The 17,840-nt window shown below is 63.8% G+C and carries 17 protein-coding genes; 11 read left to right on the plus strand and 6 right to left on the minus strand.

The annotated features are described in order from the left end of the window. Positions 1-145: 145 nt before the first annotated feature. From cyoE to ACH9L7_RS07870, 4 genes are all read left to right on the plus strand, one after another. Positions 146-1,555: a heme o synthase gene (cyoE, locus tag ACH9L7_RS07855; RefSeq protein ID WP_396613163.1), complete on the plus strand. Its 1,410-nt coding sequence runs from the start codon at positions 146-148 to the stop codon at positions 1,553-1,555. A gap of 18 nt (positions 1,556-1,573) precedes the next feature. Beyond that, a complete protein-coding gene (locus ACH9L7_RS07860) occupies positions 1,574-2,230 on the plus strand; it encodes a hypothetical protein (protein WP_396613164.1) in 657 nt (218 codons plus the stop codon). 74 nt (positions 2,231-2,304) lie between these two features. Further along, on the plus strand, positions 2,305-2,541 hold the full coding sequence (locus tag ACH9L7_RS07865; RefSeq protein WP_396613165.1) for a SelT/SelW/SelH family protein: 237 nt from the start codon (positions 2,305-2,307) through the stop codon (positions 2,539-2,541). Between the two features lie 13 nt (positions 2,542-2,554). Next, positions 2,555-2,959 carry a hypothetical protein gene (locus tag ACH9L7_RS07870; RefSeq protein ID WP_396613166.1) on the plus strand — a complete coding sequence of 135 codons (405 nt, stop codon included), beginning with the start codon at positions 2,555-2,557 and terminating at the stop codon, positions 2,957-2,959. A gap of 30 nt (positions 2,960-2,989) precedes the next feature. On the opposite strand, the gene ACH9L7_RS07875 is transcribed toward ACH9L7_RS07870, so the two are convergent. After that, positions 2,990-4,012 carry an aldo/keto reductase gene (locus ACH9L7_RS07875; protein WP_396613167.1) on the minus strand — a complete coding sequence of 341 codons (1,023 nt, stop codon included), beginning with the start codon at positions 4,010-4,012 and terminating at the stop codon, positions 2,990-2,992. Positions 4,013-4,138: 126 nt separating this feature from the next. Between ACH9L7_RS07875 and ACH9L7_RS07880 the strand changes: the two genes are divergently transcribed. Next, positions 4,139-5,137 carry a Gfo/Idh/MocA family protein gene (locus ACH9L7_RS07880; RefSeq protein ID WP_396613168.1) on the plus strand — a complete coding sequence of 333 codons (999 nt, stop codon included), beginning with the start codon at positions 4,139-4,141 and terminating at the stop codon, positions 5,135-5,137. Between the two features lie 3 nt (positions 5,138-5,140). On the opposite strand, the gene ACH9L7_RS07885 is transcribed toward ACH9L7_RS07880, so the two are convergent. Continuing rightward, positions 5,141-6,463, minus strand: coding sequence for a PQQ-dependent sugar dehydrogenase (locus ACH9L7_RS07885; protein WP_396613169.1), 1,323 nt, complete (start codon positions 6,461-6,463; stop codon positions 5,141-5,143). Between the two features lie 168 nt (positions 6,464-6,631). On the opposite strand from ACH9L7_RS07885, the gene ACH9L7_RS07890 reads away from it, so the two are divergent. From ACH9L7_RS07890 to ACH9L7_RS07900, 3 genes are all read left to right on the plus strand, one after another. Next, complete coding sequence (locus ACH9L7_RS07890; protein WP_396613241.1) at positions 6,632-7,573, plus strand: ABC transporter ATP-binding protein; 942 nt, start codon at positions 6,632-6,634, stop codon at positions 7,571-7,573. Continuing rightward, positions 7,570-8,325 (plus strand): ABC transporter permease, encoded by a 756-nt coding sequence (locus ACH9L7_RS07895; RefSeq protein WP_396613170.1) that lies wholly within the window; start codon positions 7,570-7,572, stop codon positions 8,323-8,325. Before ACH9L7_RS07890 ends, ACH9L7_RS07895 begins: the two co-directional genes overlap by 4 nt. 132 nt (positions 8,326-8,457) lie before the next feature. Beyond that, on the plus strand, positions 8,458-8,742 hold the full coding sequence (locus tag ACH9L7_RS07900; RefSeq protein ID WP_396613171.1) for a hypothetical protein: 285 nt from the start codon (positions 8,458-8,460) through the stop codon (positions 8,740-8,742). A 96-nt stretch (positions 8,743-8,838) separates the two neighbouring features. Here the strand turns inward: ACH9L7_RS07900 and ACH9L7_RS07905 are convergent, their stop codons facing one another. Further along, positions 8,839-9,636 carry a ZIP family metal transporter gene (locus ACH9L7_RS07905; protein WP_396613172.1) on the minus strand — a complete coding sequence of 266 codons (798 nt, stop codon included), beginning with the start codon at positions 9,634-9,636 and terminating at the stop codon, positions 8,839-8,841. Between the two features lie 303 nt (positions 9,637-9,939). Then, positions 9,940-10,188: a hypothetical protein gene (locus ACH9L7_RS07910; RefSeq protein ID WP_396613173.1), complete on the minus strand. Its 249-nt coding sequence runs from the start codon at positions 10,186-10,188 to the stop codon at positions 9,940-9,942. Between the two features lie 203 nt (positions 10,189-10,391). Between ACH9L7_RS07910 and ACH9L7_RS07915 the strand changes: the two genes are divergently transcribed. The 3 genes from ACH9L7_RS07915 to ACH9L7_RS07925 all read left to right on the plus strand — a co-directional run bounded on the left by ACH9L7_RS07915 (position 10,392) and on the right by ACH9L7_RS07925 (position 15,449). Beyond that, complete coding sequence (locus tag ACH9L7_RS07915) at positions 10,392-12,485, plus strand: acetate--CoA ligase family protein (RefSeq protein ID WP_396613174.1); 2,094 nt, start codon at positions 10,392-10,394, stop codon at positions 12,483-12,485. Between the two features lie 27 nt (positions 12,486-12,512). After that, complete coding sequence (locus tag ACH9L7_RS07920; protein WP_396613175.1) at positions 12,513-13,610, plus strand: phosphotransacetylase family protein; 1,098 nt, start codon at positions 12,513-12,515, stop codon at positions 13,608-13,610. Positions 13,611-13,811: 201 nt separating this feature from the next. Next, positions 13,812-15,449: a histidine kinase N-terminal 7TM domain-containing protein gene (locus tag ACH9L7_RS07925; RefSeq protein ID WP_396613176.1), complete on the plus strand. Its 1,638-nt coding sequence runs from the start codon at positions 13,812-13,814 to the stop codon at positions 15,447-15,449. Here ACH9L7_RS07925 and ACH9L7_RS07930 read toward each other — a convergent pair. Both ACH9L7_RS07930 and ACH9L7_RS07935 read right to left on the minus strand, forming a co-directional pair. Then, positions 15,446-16,552, minus strand: coding sequence for a M24 family metallopeptidase (locus ACH9L7_RS07930; protein WP_396613177.1), 1,107 nt, complete (start codon positions 16,550-16,552; stop codon positions 15,446-15,448). The genes ACH9L7_RS07925 and ACH9L7_RS07930 overlap by 4 nt on opposite strands. An 81-nt stretch (positions 16,553-16,633) precedes the next feature. Continuing rightward, entirely contained in the window at positions 16,634-17,719 is a 1,086-nt protein-coding gene (locus ACH9L7_RS07935; protein ID WP_396613242.1) for a CNNM domain-containing protein, read from the minus strand. Between the last annotated feature and the right edge of the window lie 121 nt (positions 17,720-17,840).

Below are 17,840 nucleotides of genomic sequence, written 5' to 3' on the forward strand. Positions count from 1 at the left end.
AGGAACAACCGCATAAATGCGTACCGACTCTCACGCCACGTTTGTACCCACCCCCTGCATACGACGGGCCTTTCGGTAACCAAACAGACGGGAAAAGCGCGGGTCCTAAATATGGGACGGTCCAAACGAATCGTAGGTGAATTACGTGGCCACGACTCGCGCTTCGAACAGGTTCCACGGACTCCTCGCCGCCACGGCGATGGGGGTCTATCTGCTCTTGCTCGTTGGCGCGACCACGGCGCTCACGGACGCGACTGCCGCATGCGCCGCGTGGCCAGCATGCGGTGACGGATTCTCGCTTCCGACGACGACCGACGGCTGGGTCGCTTTCGGACACCGCCTCGCCGCTGTCCTCGTCGGACTCCTCTCGGTTGCGACGTTGGTCGCGGCGTGGCGCAGTGACTCGTCGCGCCGAGTGAAAGCGGCAGTGACCGTTGCGGCCGCCCTCTACCCGGTGCAGGCAGGAATGGGCGCATTCGTCGCAACGGCTGGCACGAGTCAGTTGCTCTCGACGGTCCACCTCGTCGTCGGGATGGGAATCTTCGGCGGCCTGCTCGTCGCCCTCGCGTGGACGCTCGAAGAGGTAACCGGCGACCCGACCGACCGACCCGCAGAAGGGCTGTCAATGGACGAACCGCTGGCAGACGACGGTGAACGCCCGCCGATTCCGACCGACCCCGTTGCTCGGGCCAAGGCGACGGCGTGGGCGTACTTCCGTCTCATGAAGCCCCGACTGATGTGGCTTCTCTGCCTCGTCGCGTCGGCGGCGATGGCGCTCGCGGGCACCGTCTCGTCCGGCCTGACCCCGCAGGTGATGGTCGCCACGCTCGGCGGCGGCGTCCTGTCTATCGGCGCGTCGGGGACGTTCAACCACGTCCTCGAACGCGACATCGACCGCCGGATGCAACGAACCAGTGACCGCCCGCTCGCGGTGGACCTCGTTCCCGTCCGAAACGCTATCGCGTTCGGCCTCGCGCTGACGGCCATCTCGGTCGGCCTCTTCGCGTCAGTGAACTGGCTGGCGGCCATCCTCGGCCTCGTCGCCATCGCGTTCTACAGCGTCATCTACACGCTCGTCCTGAAGCCGAACACCGTCCAGAACACGGTCATCGGCGGCGCGGCGGGCGCGCTCCCGGCGCTCATCGGTTGGGTAGCCGTCACCGGCGACATCGGACTCGGTGGCCTCGTTCTCGCAAGTGTCATCTTCATGTGGACGCCGGCGCACTTCTACAACCTCGCGCTGGCCTACAAGGACGACTACGCCCGCGGCGGGTTCCCGATGATGCCGGTCGTCCGCGGCGAGACGGAGACGCGCAAGCACATCGTCTGGTGGCTCGGCGCGACGCTCATCACCGCTGCCGGACTGGCAATCATGGACGCACTCGGTGTGGTCTACCTCGTCACGAGCCTCGCCCTCGGAGGGCTGTTCCTCTACTTCGTCGTGCGTCTACACTACGAACAGGACGACACGGCGGCGTTCCGCGCCTTCCACGCCTCGAACGCCTACCTCGGGATGTTGCTCCTCGCTATCGTCGTGGACACGCTCGCGGTCTGATACCACTTCCACTCAATCATGGCAACTGCACGCGCCCTGTCCGACTTCTCACGGTCGTCGCTCCTCCACGCCGCTTTCGCAGTCAACACCACGCTGATTCTCGCGTTCGTCTACCTGCTCTTCACGGAGGCGAGCGTCGGTGCCCCGCGATACGCCATCTACGGCGTGACGTGGGTCGGCGTCGGTCTCTGGGTACTGTTCGACACGACGGTCACACCGGCATCGACGGCGACGAAGCGAAAGGCGGCCGCTGTCGCGCTCGGCTACTTCGCACTGCTGGCGGTCGCTGGCGGCCTCATCACGTCCCCTGTTCCGGGCGGTGACGGCGGCCTTCGCGTCGCGTTCCTCCCCCCGGGGTGGGGACCGGCGCTCATCTACGGCGGCGGCGTGTTCAACCTCGTCCTCATGCCCGCCCGCGTCATCGGCTACGCCGCGCTCGCGTACCTCGTCTACGACACGGTGGTCGAAGCGGCGGGAGCGGCCGTCTCGGGCGTCGTCGGCCTGTTCTCCTGCATCTCGTGTTCGTGGCCCGTCATCGCCTCGTTCGCAACGAGCGTCTTCGGAGGTGGGACCGCCATCGCCGCGACGGTGACGGTACTCTCGTACGACCTCTCGACCGCCGTCTTTCTCATCACGGTCGTTCTGCTCCGCTGGCGACCCGGATTCGGCAAATAACGTCCAGTGGCAGTAGTCAACCGCCACACACGACCGCCACCCTGTTTTTCAGTCTCCAACGAGTACGGCCGTGTATGACTGCCATCGAAATCGAGTACTGCGTACCATGTGGATTCCTCAACCGCGCCGAAGAGATACAACACACCCTCCTCCAGCAGTTCGGCCAGCAAGTCGAACGCGTGGCGCTCGTCACCGGCGACCACGGCGTGCTAACGGTCACCGTCGACGGCGAGCGCGTCTGGGACAAGTCCGAAGACGAGTACGACCCGGACCTCATTCTCCGGCGGGTGCGCCCACACGTGGGGGCGTGACGCCGCTGAAACCGTGAAATCGCTGGAACACGCTGTCGTCGGTGCGGTCGTCGGAGTCGCCGCCGGAGTCACACTGCACCCCCCGGGTGGAATGCCGCTTCTCGTCGTTGGCGCGGTCTTCTTGAGCGTCTTCATCGACCTCGACCACTTTCTCATCGCCCGCTTCGAACGCGGCGACTGGGAGAACCTCCGAACCGCCGTTACGAATCCGCGCGTCGGCCTCGTCGACCAGGAAGACGTGTTCCCCGAGTTCGGCCCGCGATTCAATCTGAAGCGACTCTTGAGCCACCACCTCATCGGCGGTGTCGTAGTCGGTGGTCTCGCAGTCGCAGGAGCAGCGACGCTCGCGGGCTTCGTCGGCGTCGTCCTCTACGCGCACATCGTCTGCGACTTCCTCAGAGACCTCGAACTGGCGTAAACGACGGTGGACGGGCGGCCGATTGCCGCGTCAGTGTCCCCAGCGTCGCCCCGAGTCGTCGTATCGGGCGTTCATGATGCGCTCCCACTGGTCGTCCGAGAGGTCTACGTCCGCGGCACCAGCGTTCTCGCGGAGTTGCTCGGGCGTCCGCGCGCCCACGATTGGGACCACCGTCGCGTCGGAGTAGTCCATCAGCCAGCGAAGGGCGACCTGTGCGGGACTGGCGTCTTCCTCGTCGGCGACGGCGCGAATCTCGTCGAGGACGTGCCACCCGCGCTCGGAGACGTAGAACCGGTCGAATCGCTCGTCGAAAGAACCACGCGCGCCATCGGGTGCGACGTACTTCGTGGGGTCGTCCGGGTCGGCGCGCTCGTACTTGCCGGTGAGAAAGCCGCCTGCGAGCGGCGAGTACGGACAGACGGCGAGTTCTTGATCGCCGCACACGTCGAGGTAGTCCTTCACGTCCTCGTAGTAGCCCGCGTGGAACAGCGGTTGGGTCACGTCGAAGCGGGCGTAATCGTGAACGTCGGACTTCCACAGCGCCTTCGTGAGTTGCCACGCTGCCATCGTGGAGGCACCGAGATAGTTCACCTTGCCCTCCTCAACGAGCGCGTTCAGGGTCTGAAGCGTCTCTTCGATGGGCGTCTCGTCGTCCCAGCGGTGGATGTAATAGAGGTCGAGGTAGTCGGTGCCGAGACGGTCGAGCGTGCCCTCGATTTGGTTTCGGATGTGCGTCCGCGAAAGACCGCGGCCGTTCGGATTCTCCTCGTCGAAGGGGAAATACACCTTCGAGGCGACGACGTACTGTTCGCGGTCGCGCTCGGCGAGCCAATTGCCGATGTACTCCTCAGAGGTGCCGTTGACACTGCCGTAGACGTTCGCGGTGTCGATGAAGTTGCCGCCGAGTTCCTCGAACGTGTCGAGGAGCTTGTGGGCTTCCGCTTCGTCAGTCTCCAGTACGCCGCCCGTCTGGCGGCCGAATCGCCACGTGCCGAAACAGAGTTCAGAGACGCGGGTCCCGGTCGAACCGAGTCGTCGATAGTCGAGGCTCATACGTGATGTCACGGCGTCAGGCGACTAAAGGGTGGAAGTTGCGGCGAGGTATTCTGATTCAATCCGAGCCGGACTCGTATGTGACTCGCCCGCACGCTTTTGCACCTCCCCGACGACATGTAAAGTATGTTTAGAGTCGCAGGTGTCGGACTCGGCACACTCGGGACGCTGGAGTGCCGTCTCTTCGACGAGATGGACGGCGCGAGCATCGTCGCCGGTGTCGACCCGGACGAAGAGACCCGCGAGCGGTTCGCGGACGAGTTCGACGTGCCCGTCTACGAGACGGTCGAGGAACTGCTCGACGGGGAGTTTCTCGACGCCGTGACCATCGCCTCACCGCACACAGAACACTTCGACCAGGCCCTCGCGGCGCTCGAAGCGGGCCTGCACGTGCATCTCGAAAAGCCGATGGTGACGGACCTCGCTGGCGCACGGGTGCTTATCGACCGCGCCGAAGACGCGGGACTCACGCTTGCGGTGGGCTATCAGCGGCACTTCGACCCCCGATACGTCGAACTTCGTCGGGTCGTCGATTCGGGGCGCATCGGCGACCCACACATGGTCATCTGCCACCTCGAACAGGAGTGGATTCAGTGGACGGAAAACGAGTGGCGCAGCGACCCGTCTCAGTCCGGCGGCGGCCAACTCTACGACTCCGGGTCGCACCTCCTCGATGTGATGCTGTGGGTGACGCGCTCGAAACCCGTCACCGTCGCCGCGGCGGTCGACCACCGCGGCCACGACGTGGACGTGAATTCCGCGCTCGCAGTGGTCCTCGACAGGGACGGCACGGAACTCACCGCGAGCGTCGGCGTCTCGGGCGAGGGGACGAGCGTCCCCAACCCCAGCGAATCGCTCCAAATCATCGGCACCGAGGGACGGGTCGCGTTCAACGGGAAGACCATCGAAGTGACCGAGGGTGGAATCACGTACCGTGCCACGCCCAGCGAACCCGACTTCGAGACGCTGACCCGCAAGAAACTCCGGAACTTCATCGACGCCGCACGCGACGAGGCCGACCTCGCGATTCCCGCGGAAAACGGCCTCTACGTCACGGCACTCACCGAGGCGGCCTACGAGTCAGCGACGACCGGACGACGCGTCAACGTCAACGGCGACGCGTGAGCGTCAGACCGAAGTCAGGCGACTCAACATCCCGGACGACCCGCCGATGAGAGACTGCGCACTGGTGCAGACGTAGAGTTCTCCCGCCGGGTCGCGGCCGAACGCGAGCACGTTCTTTCCGGCACCGTCTCTGTCTTCGACCGGCAGTTCGGCAATCGGCCACGGGCGCGTGTCGCTCGGACGGGCGGCGAACAGTCGGCCACCCGAGCGCCAGTCGGCGAAGACGTACGCGCCGTCGAGTGCCGGAATCGACTCGCCGCGGTAGACGTACCCGCCGATGACAGCGATACCCGAAGGACCCGACCCGGAGTGCGGGTATTCGAGAACTGGGTCGACGAGCGGGTCACCGTCGGGCGTCTCGGTCGGACACTCGCCCGCCCGAAAGCAGTGGGCACCTTCGCGGACGTTCCACCCGTAGTTGCCGCCCTTCTCGACGAGGTTCACCTCTTCCCACGCGCCCTGCCCCACGTCGGCGACGTAGAAGTCCTCGCCGTCGAAGGACATCCGCCACGGATTTCGGAGCCCCCACGCGTACAGTTCGTCGAAGCCGTGACGGCCGACGAGCGGGTTGTCCTCGGGGATGCCGTACGGTTTGTCCTCGTCGCCAGCGACGCCGCCTTCGGTGTCCACGTCGATTCGGAGGATGCTCCCGAGCAGGTTTTGCGTCACGTCCTGTCCGTTGCCGCCCGTGACCGCGTCGTACCAGTCGTCGACGTGACCGCGACCCTCGTCGTTTGCACCCCCGCCGTCGCCGACGGCGACGTAGAGGTACCCGTCGGGACCGAACGTGACCGCGCCCGCGTTGTGGTTCGACTGCGGTTCCGGAATTTCGAGAAGCGTCCGCTCGGACTCGGGTGCGACTGTCGTTGCGCTCGGGTCCACCGTCAACTCGCTCAGGACGAAGGTGTGGCTGTAGTTCGACGGCGTGCCCGCTCGCTTCGGCGCGCTGTACCTGAGAAAGAGGCGACCGTTGTCGGCGAACTCGGGATGGAAGGCGACACCGAGGAAGCCGCGCTCGTCGTAGCCGCCCAGGTCGACGACGCGGTCCGTGATGTCGAGGTACGCGTTCGACCGAAGGCCACTCTCGTCGTGGAGCCAGATTCGGCCGGGTTGGTCCACGACGAACGCCCGCGTCCCGTCGAACGCCTCGGGGAACGCCACGTCAACGGGTGAGGCGAATCCAGTCGCAATCGTCTCGAAACCGACGCCGAACCCGTCGAGCGAGTCGTCAGTGTCGCCGCCGGATGGTGCACCCAAACAGCCGGCGAGTCCGCTCATAAACGCTGTCCCGGCGGCCGCGAGAAACCCGCGTCGGGAGCCATCCATGTCAACGTAGAGAGACGGCCGGGGAGTAAGGCTTGCTCCGACTTGGGTGGTGGACGGGGCGTAGAGCTTGCTCCGACTTGGGTGGTGGAACCGAGACGAGGGCACCGGGCGTCGAAGGGAACGCCGATTCCGAATCCCTTACCACCCGACGCGAACGTCGGATACGACATGAACGAGGTACTCGTCGCCGACGACCTCAGGAAATCCTACGGTGACGTGGCGGCGCTGTCTGGCGTCTCCCTGTCTGTCGCCGAAGGCGAGGTCTTCGGCCTCATCGGCCCGAACGGCGCGGGGAAGACGACGCTCGTCCGCGCGCTCACGGGTACGACGACGCCCGATTCTGGGTCGGCATCTGTACTCGGCAGCGACCCGACGAGCGTGAACCGCCAGCGACTCGGACTGCTCCCGCAGGACTTCACACCGGCCGGTCGGCTAACGGCGCGCGAACTCGTCGCGTACTACGCCGGTCTTTACGACGACGCGCGCGACCCAGACGAACTCCTTTCGGACGTTGGACTCGCCGACGCCGCCGACACGTGGTACGAGAACCTCTCCGGGGGACAACAGCGTCGCGCCTGTATCGCGCTCACGCTGGCGAACGACCCCGACGTGCTGTTCTTGGACGAACCGACGACTGGTATCGACCCCGCCGGACGGCGCTCTCTGTGGTCGCTTATCGACGACCTCGCAGCGCGCGGGACGACCGTCTTCCTCACGAGTCACTCGATGGCCGAAGTCGAACGACTCGCCGACCGCGTGGGCCTGCTCAACGACGGCCAGTTAGTCACCGTCGGCCGCCCCGACGACCTCGTGGCCGAACACGGCGGCGAGAGCAGACTCGTCGTCCGGACCGCCGACCCCCTCTCCCTCGACGACGTGTCGCTCCCTGCGTCGCTCGCGGTCGAGGCGACTGGTGACGGACTCACCGTCTACGGTATCGGCCCGCGCGAGATTGGGACGACCGTCTCCGCGCTGGACGACGCCGGAATCGTCTACGAATCGCTCGTGTGGAAGCAACCCGGGCTCGAAGAGGTGTATCTTTCTCTCACCGGCGAGCAGTTCGAAGCTGCCCGTCCGACTGCGGCGGCGGTTGCAGGAGGGAGTCAATGAGCGCCCTCACCCGCGTTGCCTCGGAGTTTGTCGCCTCGTGGCACTCGTTCCTCCGTCGGCGGACTGCCGTGTTCTTCACGTTCTTCTTCCCCGCTATCATCGTCGTCATCTTCGGTGCGCTGGTGCAGACCCAACCGACTGGAGGCGGTCTCTTCGCCGAACCGAAGGAGTACTACATCGCGGGCTACCTCGCCGTCGTCGTCCTCTTTACCCCGCTGTCGCGGGTCGGCAGCACCATCGCCCGCCACCGCGACGGCAACCGATTCGAGAAGTTGGCGACGACCCCGCTCACGCGGGCGGAGTGGTTGCTCGCCCACTCGCTCGTCAACGTCGTCGTCATCGGTCTCGCGGCGCTGTTGCTCCTCGCCCTGTCGGTGCTCGTGACCGGCGCGTCGATTCCGGTGTCGGCCGCGACGCTCGCCGTGATTCCGTTCGTCGCACTCGGTGTCACGCTCTTTTGCGGCCTCGGGGCTATCATCGGGAGCGTCGCCGACTCCCAAGACGGCGTCATCGCCGCATCGAACGCCATCGCACTCCCCCTGCTGTTTCTCTCCGAGACGTTCGTCACACCCGACCTGCTCCCGTCGTGGTTCGTCCCGGCGCTGAATCTCTCGCCGTTGACGTTCTTCGCTCGCGGCGTCCGCGCCCTGACGTACTCGGGCGGCGACTGGGTGACGAACCTCGGAATCCTCGCCGCACTCTCTGTCGTCTTCTTCGTCGCGGGCACGGTGGCGATTCCGCAGACTGACTGAGGAAAGCGGGTTTCGAAGACCGACTGAGAAGAGACGCGGGGGACGTTCGGGCGGCCACCTGCTGCCGACGCGATGGCATTGGCGACGCCCGCAAACTCAAGCCTTAACCCACGGCCGCTCCCACGTGGGTGCATGGTCGATACTGAGACGTACACCATCGAAGGACCGAGCGGTGACTCCGAAGACATCGAACTCCCCGAAGGCCTCGTCGACATCTTCGCGGAGCAGGGCGAAGACCCGACAGATGTCGTTGCCGACGTACTCGTCCAGGCGTTCGCACAGCAGGCACACGTCGTCGCCCACCACAGCGAAGGCGACGTTGCGAGCGACATCGCCGCCATCAACGAGACGATGGAAGACCTGTTCGAAGAGCGGTTCGGCGTCTCCCTCGCCGACGCGCTCGGCCACTCGCACTGAGCGGCGACTCACCACGAACGTTTTCTCCATCGATTCTTTTCGACGCTCACTGCCCGGGAGTCGAGACGCTGGTCGGCGGCCGACCGTGTGAGCAGTTCAGATAAACGCCAGCGGAACCATAACCGCGAACCCGGCAGCGAGTCCGGCGAGGAGTTCCGCCTTTCCGCCCCGCGGGAGGTGCTCGCCGAGTTCCAGCGCCTCGGGGATGAACTCGGTGAGGACGAGAAACACCATCGCGCCCGCCGCAAAGCCGAACCCGAACGGGAGGAACTCGCGGGCGATGCGGACGAAGTAGAACGCGATGACCGCACCGACCGGTTGCGGCAGGCTGGAGAAGATGGCCCACCAGACGAGTTTCCAGTTGGGGACGTCCATCGTCCGAAGCGGAATGGAGATGGCCAGCCCCTCGGGGATGTTGTGGATGGAGATGGCGATAGTCATGAATATCGCGAGCAGCGGCACCGCTAACCCGAGAATCTCGATGCCACCTTCTAAGCCGAGGTCGGCGAAGGAGACGCCGACGGCGACGCCCTCGGGGAAACTGTGGACCGTGAGGATGCCGAGAATCAACAGTAGTTTCCGAAAGTCGGCTTCCTCGTACTTCCGGGGGCTGACCTCCGCTCCCTCGATGACGTGGTGGGCGACGAGCACGAGGACGACACCCGCGAGCATCCCGATTCCTAACTGAAGGGGCGTCCCGTTGGCCAGCCCTTCGAAGATGAGACCGAACAGCGACGCCGACACCATGATACCGGACGCGATGCCCCAGAGCGCGACGTTCCAGCGGTCGCTTATGTCCGAGACAAAGAAGAACGGCACCGCTCCGAGACCGGTTGCGATAGCCGTGACGAGCCCTGCAACAAACACGAATATGAGGGCAGCAAATTGGTCCATACTAATCCTACCAGTTGGGTGCCGATAAGTCTTATCACATTTTAGATAGATTTTGGCGGGCCTAAATTATCGAAGTCCAGCCTACACGGGACAGAGGTTTTGTCTGGCCTAAAAATAAACGACAGGAATTGTATTTGAATTATGATATATAGGGCAAAATAGGGAAGATTTGACGCCGGTTTTTGGTGTAGATTACCGGCGATTCGTCGAGTGAATGTTGTGAAAAGTAGCCTCTCTACGAGGGGAACACAGTGATAGCGAAGTCGAACCGTTCAACCGAGTCAGGTCGTCGTTCCGTGCCGGTCAGTCGGAGTCGTCCGGCGACGATTTCATATCCGCCAAACGGCCGAGGTGTTTGGCAATTCGTTCCATCGCGACGACGAGGCGGGCGGCGTACCACAGCACGACCACGGTAAGAGCGATGAATACCCAGAGGAGTATCTGCCGTGCGATGACGACGGCATACGCGAGCGTGAGAAGGAGGAAGACTGCAGCAGCGATTCGGGCACCGGTGGTTCGGTGAAGCGGGGTTCTGTCAGTGGCGGACGACATGTCCCCTCGTTTTTTGGGCGAACGTATATCTGCAGGGGGTAGTTCGGAACAGGACTGGACGAATCGAAGGAGATACCACCTCGAATTGCTCCCCATTAATCAGCAATCTTCCCGATTAATTGCGCCACTGTAGAATGCCACCAAAGGCCGTGAGACGGCCCACACCACCGAATTTATCAGTCAAAGCTGGGTATCTGCACGTGATGGGAGATTTATCTGAGTTGTTCGCGCCGGCGCGCATCGCAGTTGTCGGCGCGACCGAGCGCGACGGGGCCATCGGCCGGGCTATCATGGACAACCTCATCGCCGATTTCGACGGCGAAGTGGTCCCGGTCAACCCCAAATACGACGAACTGTTCGGCTTGCAGTGCTACGGCGACGTCGGCGAGACGAACGCTGACCTCGCAGTCATCGTCGTCCCGCCGAAAGTCGTCCTCCCCGCGATGGAGTCCGCGGGCGAAGCAGGTATCGAGAACGTCGTTGTCATCACCGCAGGATTCGGTGAGACCGGAAGTGAAGGCGCTGCTCGCGAGCAGGAACTTCGCAGCATCGCCGAGAAGTACGATATGAACGTCGTCGGCCCCAACAGTCTGGGCGTCATGAACACCGACGTTGGCATGAACGCCACGTTCGGCCCGGACATGGCGCTGGACGGCAAGATGTCCTTCATGAGCCAGTCCGGGGCGTTCATCACCGCCGTCATCGACTGGGCCAACGACGAGGACATCGGCTTCAAGGACATCGTCTCGCTCGGGAACAAGGCCGTTCTCGACGAGGCCGACTTCATCGAAGCGTGGAACGACGACCCCGACACCGAGGTCATCATCGGCTATCTCGAAGGCATCTCGGCGGGCCGCGAGTTCATCGACTCCGCCCGCGAGGTGACACAGGAGACGCCTATCGTCCTCGTGAAGTCCGGAAGGACGGACGCCGGGGCGCAAGCCGCATCCTCTCACACGGGCACCATCGCGGGGTCCGACGCGGCGTACGAGGCCGGTCTCGAACAGGCGGGCGTCATCCGCGCCGACTCCGTCCAGCATCTGTTCGACACCGCACGCGTGCTCGAACACCAACCGCTCCCCGAGAACAAGGACGTTGCCGTCATCACGAACGCGGGCGGTCCCGGCGTCATGACGACCGACGCCATCGGCGAGTCGGACCTCGAAATGGCCAACTTCGCCGACGAGACGCTCGAACAGTTCTCCAAGACGCTCCCGCCGGAGGGCAACATCTACAACCCGGTCGATATCGTCGGCGACGCCGACAACGCCCGGTTCAAGGACGCACTCGACGTGGCGCTCTCTGACGAGAACGTCGGCAGCGCAATCGTCCTCACGGCACCCACGGCTATCCTCGACTACGAGCAACTCGCCGAGGACACGGTGGAACTCCAGGAAAAGTATGGAAAGCCAATCGCCGCCTGTTTCATGGGTGGCGAGCGCGTCGAACCCGCATCCGACCTGATGAAAGACGCCGGTATCCCGAACTACTTCGACCCCTCGCGCGCCGTCGACGGTCTCGAAGCCCTCGCGCAGTACGCCGACATCAAGCAGCGCGAGTACGACGAACCGACCGAGTTCGACGTGGACCGAGAGCGCGCCCGAGAAATCCTCGAATCCGTCAAAGAGCGTGACGACACGCGCCTCGGTGTCGAGGCCATGGAACTGCTCGACGCCTACGGCATCGAGACGCCGCACGGCGAAATCGTCGACGACCCGGCCGACGCCCTCAAAGTCGCCGAGGAAATCGACGGCAACGTCGTCATGAAAATCGTCAGCCCGGACATCCTCCACAAGTCCGACATCGGCGGTGTCAAGGTCGGCGTCGAGAACGAGGACGTCTACGACGCCTACGAAGACCTCATCACGCGAGCGAAGAACTACCAACCCGACGCCAACATCCTCGGCGTGCAGGTCCAAGAGATGGTGGACCTCGACAACGGTGTCGAGACCATCGTCGGCATGAACCGCGACCCGCAGTTCGGTCCGCTCATGATGTTCGGTCTCGGCGGCATCTTCGTCGAGATTCTCGAAGACACGACGTTCCGCGTCGCGCCCGTCTCCGAGTCCGAAGCGGACGAGATGACCAAGGAAATCGACGCCGCGCCGATGCTCCGCGGCGCTCGCGGGAACGACCCGGTCGACACCGGCGACATCGCAGAAACCATCCAGCGCCTCTCGCAGTTGGTCACGGACTTCCCGGCCATCCTCGAACTCGACATTAACCCGCTCGTTGCACTCCCCGACGGCGTGAAAGCGGTCGACGTGCGCCTGACGGTGGACCCGGACGAACTTTAAAAACCACACCAACCTTATTAGTCAACAATGAACACGGTACTCGTCACTTCGACCGGAGAAAGCACCGGCAAGACGGCCATCACGCTCGCACTCGGCCTGCTCGCGAAGGAACGCGGTCTCGACGTGGGCTACATGAAGCCCAAGGGGACGCGCCTCCAGTCCAGCACCGGCAAGACGCTGGACGAAGACCCGATGCTGGCGCGTGAACTGCTCGACATCGACGCGGAGATGCACCAACTCGAACCCGTCGTCTACTCGCCGACGTTCATCCAGGGTGCCATCCGCGGCAAGGAGAACAACAAGGAACTCTCCGAGGTCATCTCGCACCACTTCGACGACCTCTCGGTCGACAAGGACCTCATGCTCGTCGAGGGCGGCGGGTCGTACCGCACCGGCGGCATCGTCGACCTCACGGACGCCGACATCGCCTCCCTGTTCGACGCCAAAGTCCTCCTCGTCGCCGAGTACGGCCACCCGAGCGACCTCGACGACCTCGTCGCGGCCGTCGAAGACATCGGTGCCGACCGCCTCGTAGGCGTCGTCTTCAACCGCGTCGGCGATTCGGTCTACGACGAACTGGAGACGGAAGTCGCGCCGTTCCTCGATGCACGCGGCGTCCCCGTTCTCGGCGTCGTCCCCACCGAGAAGGACCTCGCAGGCGTGACGGTGCAGGAACTCGCGGACGAACTCGGCGCTGACCTCGCTACCGACGCCCCGACCGACGCCTTCGTCGAACGGTTCCTCGTCGGTGCGATGGGCGGCGACGCCGCACTGCGCTACTTCCGCCGCACCAAAGATGCCGCCGTCATCACCGGCGGCGACCGCGCCAACATTCAGCGCGCCGCCCTCGAAGCCCCCGGCGTCAAGTGTCTCATCCTCACTGGTGGCCACCGCCCCGTCGGTGCCGTCATCGGTAAGGCCGAAGAGAAAGGCGTGCCCGTCCTCCTCGTCAACGGTGACACGCTCTCTGTGACCGACCGCGCCGAAGATATCGTCAGCACGGGCCGCACTCGCGACGAGCGCACCGTCGAACGGATGCGTGATCTGCTGTTCGAACACGCCGACGTCGACGCTCTCATCGGCGGTATCGAGCCGTCAGGTGACGCCGGAAACGACGACGAGTAATCTCACTGCCCCTCTTTCGACTATCTTTAGGCCCGCCTCTGAGTGGCGACGCCGAGTCGACCTGTCTATATAAATCGGTGTTCTCACAAGAAATATTGTGTATCCGACTTGATTACGAGTAGGATGATTTCTCCTCCCCCACTCATGGTTATTCTTCTACTTGGAGTGGCGATTCTGGCGTTTTCCATCGGGACGACGTTCATGAACCGCCGCAACAACAGACCAGGGGCGAGAGAACTCAGCAGTCTCATCTTCGTCGTCGGGGCATGGAGTGCGCTCTACGGAATCGAACTCGCGTCGGTCTCGAGGGCGGACATGGTCTTTCTCTACAAGTTGATATACGTCTGTACCGCCGCTGTCCCTCCGCTGTGGTTCTCGTTTGCGACGGCGTTTACCGGGTCGAAACCGCTCCCGCACGTGGGGTGGGTTGGAGTCGGGGTCATCACGTTCGCACATCTCGCCTCCGTCCTTCTCTGGCCAGCGACGACGCTCACGTGGACCGAAGTTTCCGTCGTCACAGTCGGAAACGTATCAACGCTCTCATTGGTGAAGGGGCCGCTGTTTTACGCCTTCTTGGCCTACGCGTACCTCTTTCTGGCGTGGGGGGCGCTCCGGTTGGCTCAACACGCGATTTCGAACCGTCGAAACTACCGCTACCAGCACCGCATCGTCATCGCCGCGCTCCTCATCGCAGTAATTCCGAACGTCGCGGTCAATCTGAACCTCCTGTCGACGGCGCTCGACCCGACTCCCTTCGCGTTTACCATCTCGATGCTCCTCTTTACGGCCGCGGACAGACGCTACAATCTGTTTATGTCGCACCCTCTCGCCCGCAACCTCGCACGCGAGCACGTCATCGACGAGATGGGTGACGGCGTCCTCGTCATCGATAGGTCGGGCGTCGTCACCGACATCAACCCAGCGGCGGTGGCATCGCTCGAACAGACCTACCAGTCGATTAGCGGTCGACACCTACAGGACGTTTCCCCCACGCTCTACGACCGAATCGAACGCGTCAGCGACGAGACGACGACGTACCACCACGAACCTACCGACCGCACCTACAACGTGCAGGTCTCGCGCTTCGGCGGGGGGCAAAAGAGCTTCCACGGGAAGATAATCACCCTCCACGACGTGACCGACGTTCGACAGCGCGAAGAGCGACTCGCAGTGCTCAACCGCATCCTCCGCCACGACATTCGAAACGGACTCAACGTGGTCGATGGGTACGCCGGACTCATCGCCGACGAGACCACGAGTTATGAGACGAAGCAAGACGCCGCCCGCCACATCAGGGGCCGAACCGACGAGTTACTGGAGTTAGCAGAGAAGATTCGGTCCATCGAGAAAGGTCTCGACACACAGGCAAACCAACAACCGACCGAACTGATGGGAGTCCTTCAGACCGTCATCGACCGAATCGACAGGGACTGGCCGTCGGCGTCGCTGTCGCTTTCCGGCCCCGACGAGGTGCAAGTCCTGACCTGTAGTATCGTCGAACCACTGTTTCACAACATCGTCGAGAACGCCGCAGAACACGGCGGCGACGCGCCAACTATCGACGTATCGGTCACGCCGTCCGACGAGTGGGTCACAATCGAAGTGGCCGACGACGGCCCGGGGATTCCGGCGGCCGAACTCGCGGCCATCGAGTCCGGGGAGACACAACTACTCCACACGAGCGGCGTCGGTCTCTGGCTCGTGACGTGGCTCGTTCGCCAGTCAAACGGGACTATCGACTTCGACGTGGGCGACGACGGGACGACCGTCCGCATTCGACTTCGGCGGGTAACGGGCCGCCAAGCGACACCGGAAACAGTGATTGCAGCAGTGGATTAGACGCGCCAACCGCGGTCGGTGTCGTTCAATAGCTCCGCCCCGTCTTCCGTGACGACCACGAGGTCTTCGATACGGACGCCAAACTCGTCGGGGAGGTAGATACCCGGTTCGATGCTGAAGACATTTCCCACCTCCAGTTGTCGGTCGCTTCCGGCGACGATGTAGGGGTCTTCGTGAACGTCGAGACCGACGCCGTGGCCGGTGCGGTGAATGAAGCGGTCGCCGTACCCCGCGTCTTCGATGACTTCGCGGGCTGTCGCGTCGATATCGCCAGCGGGAACACCCGGTTCGACGGCCTCTACTGCGGCCGTTCTCGCTTCTTGGACGACTTCGTGGACGCGCTCGAATTCGGCCGGTGGGTCGCCGGCGAAGACGATGGTTCTGGTCTGGTCGCTCGGATAGTGGTCCACGCGCGTGCCGAAGTCGAGGACGACGGGGTCACCAGACTCGATGATGCGGTCGCTGTCGGTGTGGTGCGGCATCGCGCCGTTCGGACCGGACCCAACGATTGGGCCGAAGGGGATTCCCTCACCGCCCTCGTCGGCGAGAAGCCGTTCGATTTCCGCCGCGAGTTCCGTCTCGGTCATCCCGAGTACGTCCGAACCCATCGCACGCACGCGCTCGACGGCAGCGTCAGCGACCTGTCCGGCTCGGCGCAGGGCGTCGAGTTCGGCGTCGTCTTTCGTGGCTCGGAGCGGCGCAACAACGTCGCTGGCGAGGCCGAATTCGGCGTCCGGGAGCACCGCTCGAAGGTCCTGCGTGAAGCGTGCCCACATCGTGTCGTCGACGAGGACGCGGCCGCCTGCCAGTCCGAGGTCGGAGACGAGTTCGCGAACGGCCGCAACCGGGTCGTCGTCGTCGCTCCACGTCCGCACGTCGGCGACCCACGATTCGGCGCGAATCTGCGTCTCGTAGAGGTTGGGCACGAAGAAGACAGGGTCGCCCTCGCGTGGGACGAACAAGAACAGATGGCGTTCGGCGGGTTCCTCGTCGAACCCGGCGAGGTACAGTAGATTTCGACTGGGAAACAGGACCACGGCGTCGGCACCGTCCGCCGCCAGTCGGTCCTGACAGGCGCGCGTCCGTCGTTCGAAGGGCGTCATAGCGGGGGCTACGCGGCGGGGGAGAAAAGAGTAGGCGGTCCATCACGAGCGGTCCAAGGTCGTCCACCGCGACCTGTCAACTCACGCATCGAGGTCAAGCGGGTCGTACAACTGCCCCGTGATGCACTCGAAGGCGTCGGAGGCCGTGACGAGACCGATAACCGTGCCCGTCCCGGGGTCTTCGACCATCGCAAGTTCCTGATTTTCGGCCTGTAGCTCGTCGATGAGGTCGCTGACCGGGAGTTCCGAAGAGACTGTAAGCGGCGGGGCCGCCACGTCTTCGAGGGTTCGGTCACCCGACCGGAGACGGTCGATGTTCGAGAGGACGGTCGGCGCGTAGACGATGCCGCGAACGTCGTCGAGCGAGTCGCCGACGAGCGGAAACCGCGAGTGCTGCGGGTTCGACCGAATCAGGTCGAGATTCTCCTCGGTCGTGTTCGTCGTCGCGAGCGCCACCACGTGCTCGGACGGAATCATCACGTCGCGGACCGGCAACTCGCCGATTCGAAGCGCGTTGAGAACCTCCTCGCGGCGGTCTTTGGGGAGTGACCCACGAGCGAGAATGTCGCCCATCTGGCTTCGAACCTCACCGCGAGTGAGTTGCTCACCGGCTACTTCCTCCTCTCCGGGCTCGGCTTCCTGCCACGACCGGGTTATCTCGACGCCGCCGAAAGAGAGGATGCGCTTTGCCAACCAGTCGGCGACGACGATAACCGGGTACATGAGCTTCGTCCACGCGTACAGCACCGGCGCGGTGTACTTGGCGACGAACCGCGACCGTTCGACGCCGAGGTACGTCGGCACCTGCTCGCCGAGGACGACGTGTGCGAGGTTGATGACGGTCAACGAGAGGATGACTGCCAGCGACGTGTGGCCCCCACTGCCACCGCCGCCGAGGAACGCGTCGAAGACCGCGGCGACCGCCGGTTCTGCCACGACACCGAGACCGACACTGGAAATGGTGATACCGACCTGACACCCAGAGAGATATACTTCGAGGCGTTCTGTCATCTCCCACGCGAGTTCGAGGCCACGTGACCCCTGAAACAACTCGCCGTCGAACTGCGGGACGCGAGTCATCGCGAACTCCGAGACGACGAAGAACGCGTTTGCGAACAGCAACACGACCCCGCCGACGAGACGGAGACCAGTCTCAACGCCGACCATGCTTCCACCTGCTTCGTCCCGGAGTACCGTGAGGGTGTCGGCTTCGTATCCAATTCTGACCTCTGAACTTGGATTAATTTTCATTATGTGCCATAACAACTATGTTCAACCACCCCACAGG

Source organism: Haloferax sp. S1W (genome assembly GCF_044593955.1).
GTDB lineage: Archaea > Halobacteriota > Halobacteria > Halobacteriales > Haloferacaceae > Haloferax.

Bases quoted from the DNA above. Each gene is read 5' to 3' on its own strand.
- ACH9L7_RS07860 (WP_396613164.1), top strand. From the start codon at position 1,574: ATGGCAACTGCACGCGCCCTGTCCGACTTCTCACGGTCGTCGCTCCTC.
- ACH9L7_RS07865 (WP_396613165.1), top strand. From the start codon at position 2,305: ATGACTGCCATCGAAATCGAGTACTGCGTACCATGTGGATTCCTCAAC.
- ACH9L7_RS07875 (WP_396613167.1), bottom strand. From the start codon at position 4,012: ATGAGCCTCGACTATCGACGACTCGGTTCGACCGGGACCCGCGTCTCT.
- ACH9L7_RS07880 (WP_396613168.1), top strand. From the start codon at position 4,139: ATGTTTAGAGTCGCAGGTGTCGGACTCGGCACACTCGGGACGCTGGAG.
- ACH9L7_RS07885 (WP_396613169.1), bottom strand. From the start codon at position 6,463: ATGGATGGCTCCCGACGCGGGTTTCTCGCGGCCGCCGGGACAGCGTTT.
- ACH9L7_RS07890 (WP_396613241.1), top strand. From the start codon at position 6,632: ATGAACGAGGTACTCGTCGCCGACGACCTCAGGAAATCCTACGGTGAC.
- ACH9L7_RS07895 (WP_396613170.1), top strand. From the start codon at position 7,570: ATGAGCGCCCTCACCCGCGTTGCCTCGGAGTTTGTCGCCTCGTGGCAC.
- ACH9L7_RS07900 (WP_396613171.1), top strand. From the start codon at position 8,458: ATGGTCGATACTGAGACGTACACCATCGAAGGACCGAGCGGTGACTCC.
- ACH9L7_RS07905 (WP_396613172.1), bottom strand. From the start codon at position 9,636: ATGGACCAATTTGCTGCCCTCATATTCGTGTTTGTTGCAGGGCTCGTC.
- ACH9L7_RS07910 (WP_396613173.1), bottom strand. From the start codon at position 10,188: ATGTCGTCCGCCACTGACAGAACCCCGCTTCACCGAACCACCGGTGCC.
- ACH9L7_RS07915 (WP_396613174.1), top strand. From the start codon at position 10,392: ATGGGAGATTTATCTGAGTTGTTCGCGCCGGCGCGCATCGCAGTTGTC.
- ACH9L7_RS07920 (WP_396613175.1), top strand. From the start codon at position 12,513: ATGAACACGGTACTCGTCACTTCGACCGGAGAAAGCACCGGCAAGACG.
- ACH9L7_RS07925 (WP_396613176.1), top strand. From the start codon at position 13,812: ATGAACCGCCGCAACAACAGACCAGGGGCGAGAGAACTCAGCAGTCTC.
- ACH9L7_RS07930 (WP_396613177.1), bottom strand. From the start codon at position 16,552: ATGACGCCCTTCGAACGACGGACGCGCGCCTGTCAGGACCGACTGGCG.
- ACH9L7_RS07935 (WP_396613242.1), bottom strand. From the start codon at position 17,719: ATGGTCGGCGTTGAGACTGGTCTCCGTCTCGTCGGCGGGGTCGTGTTG.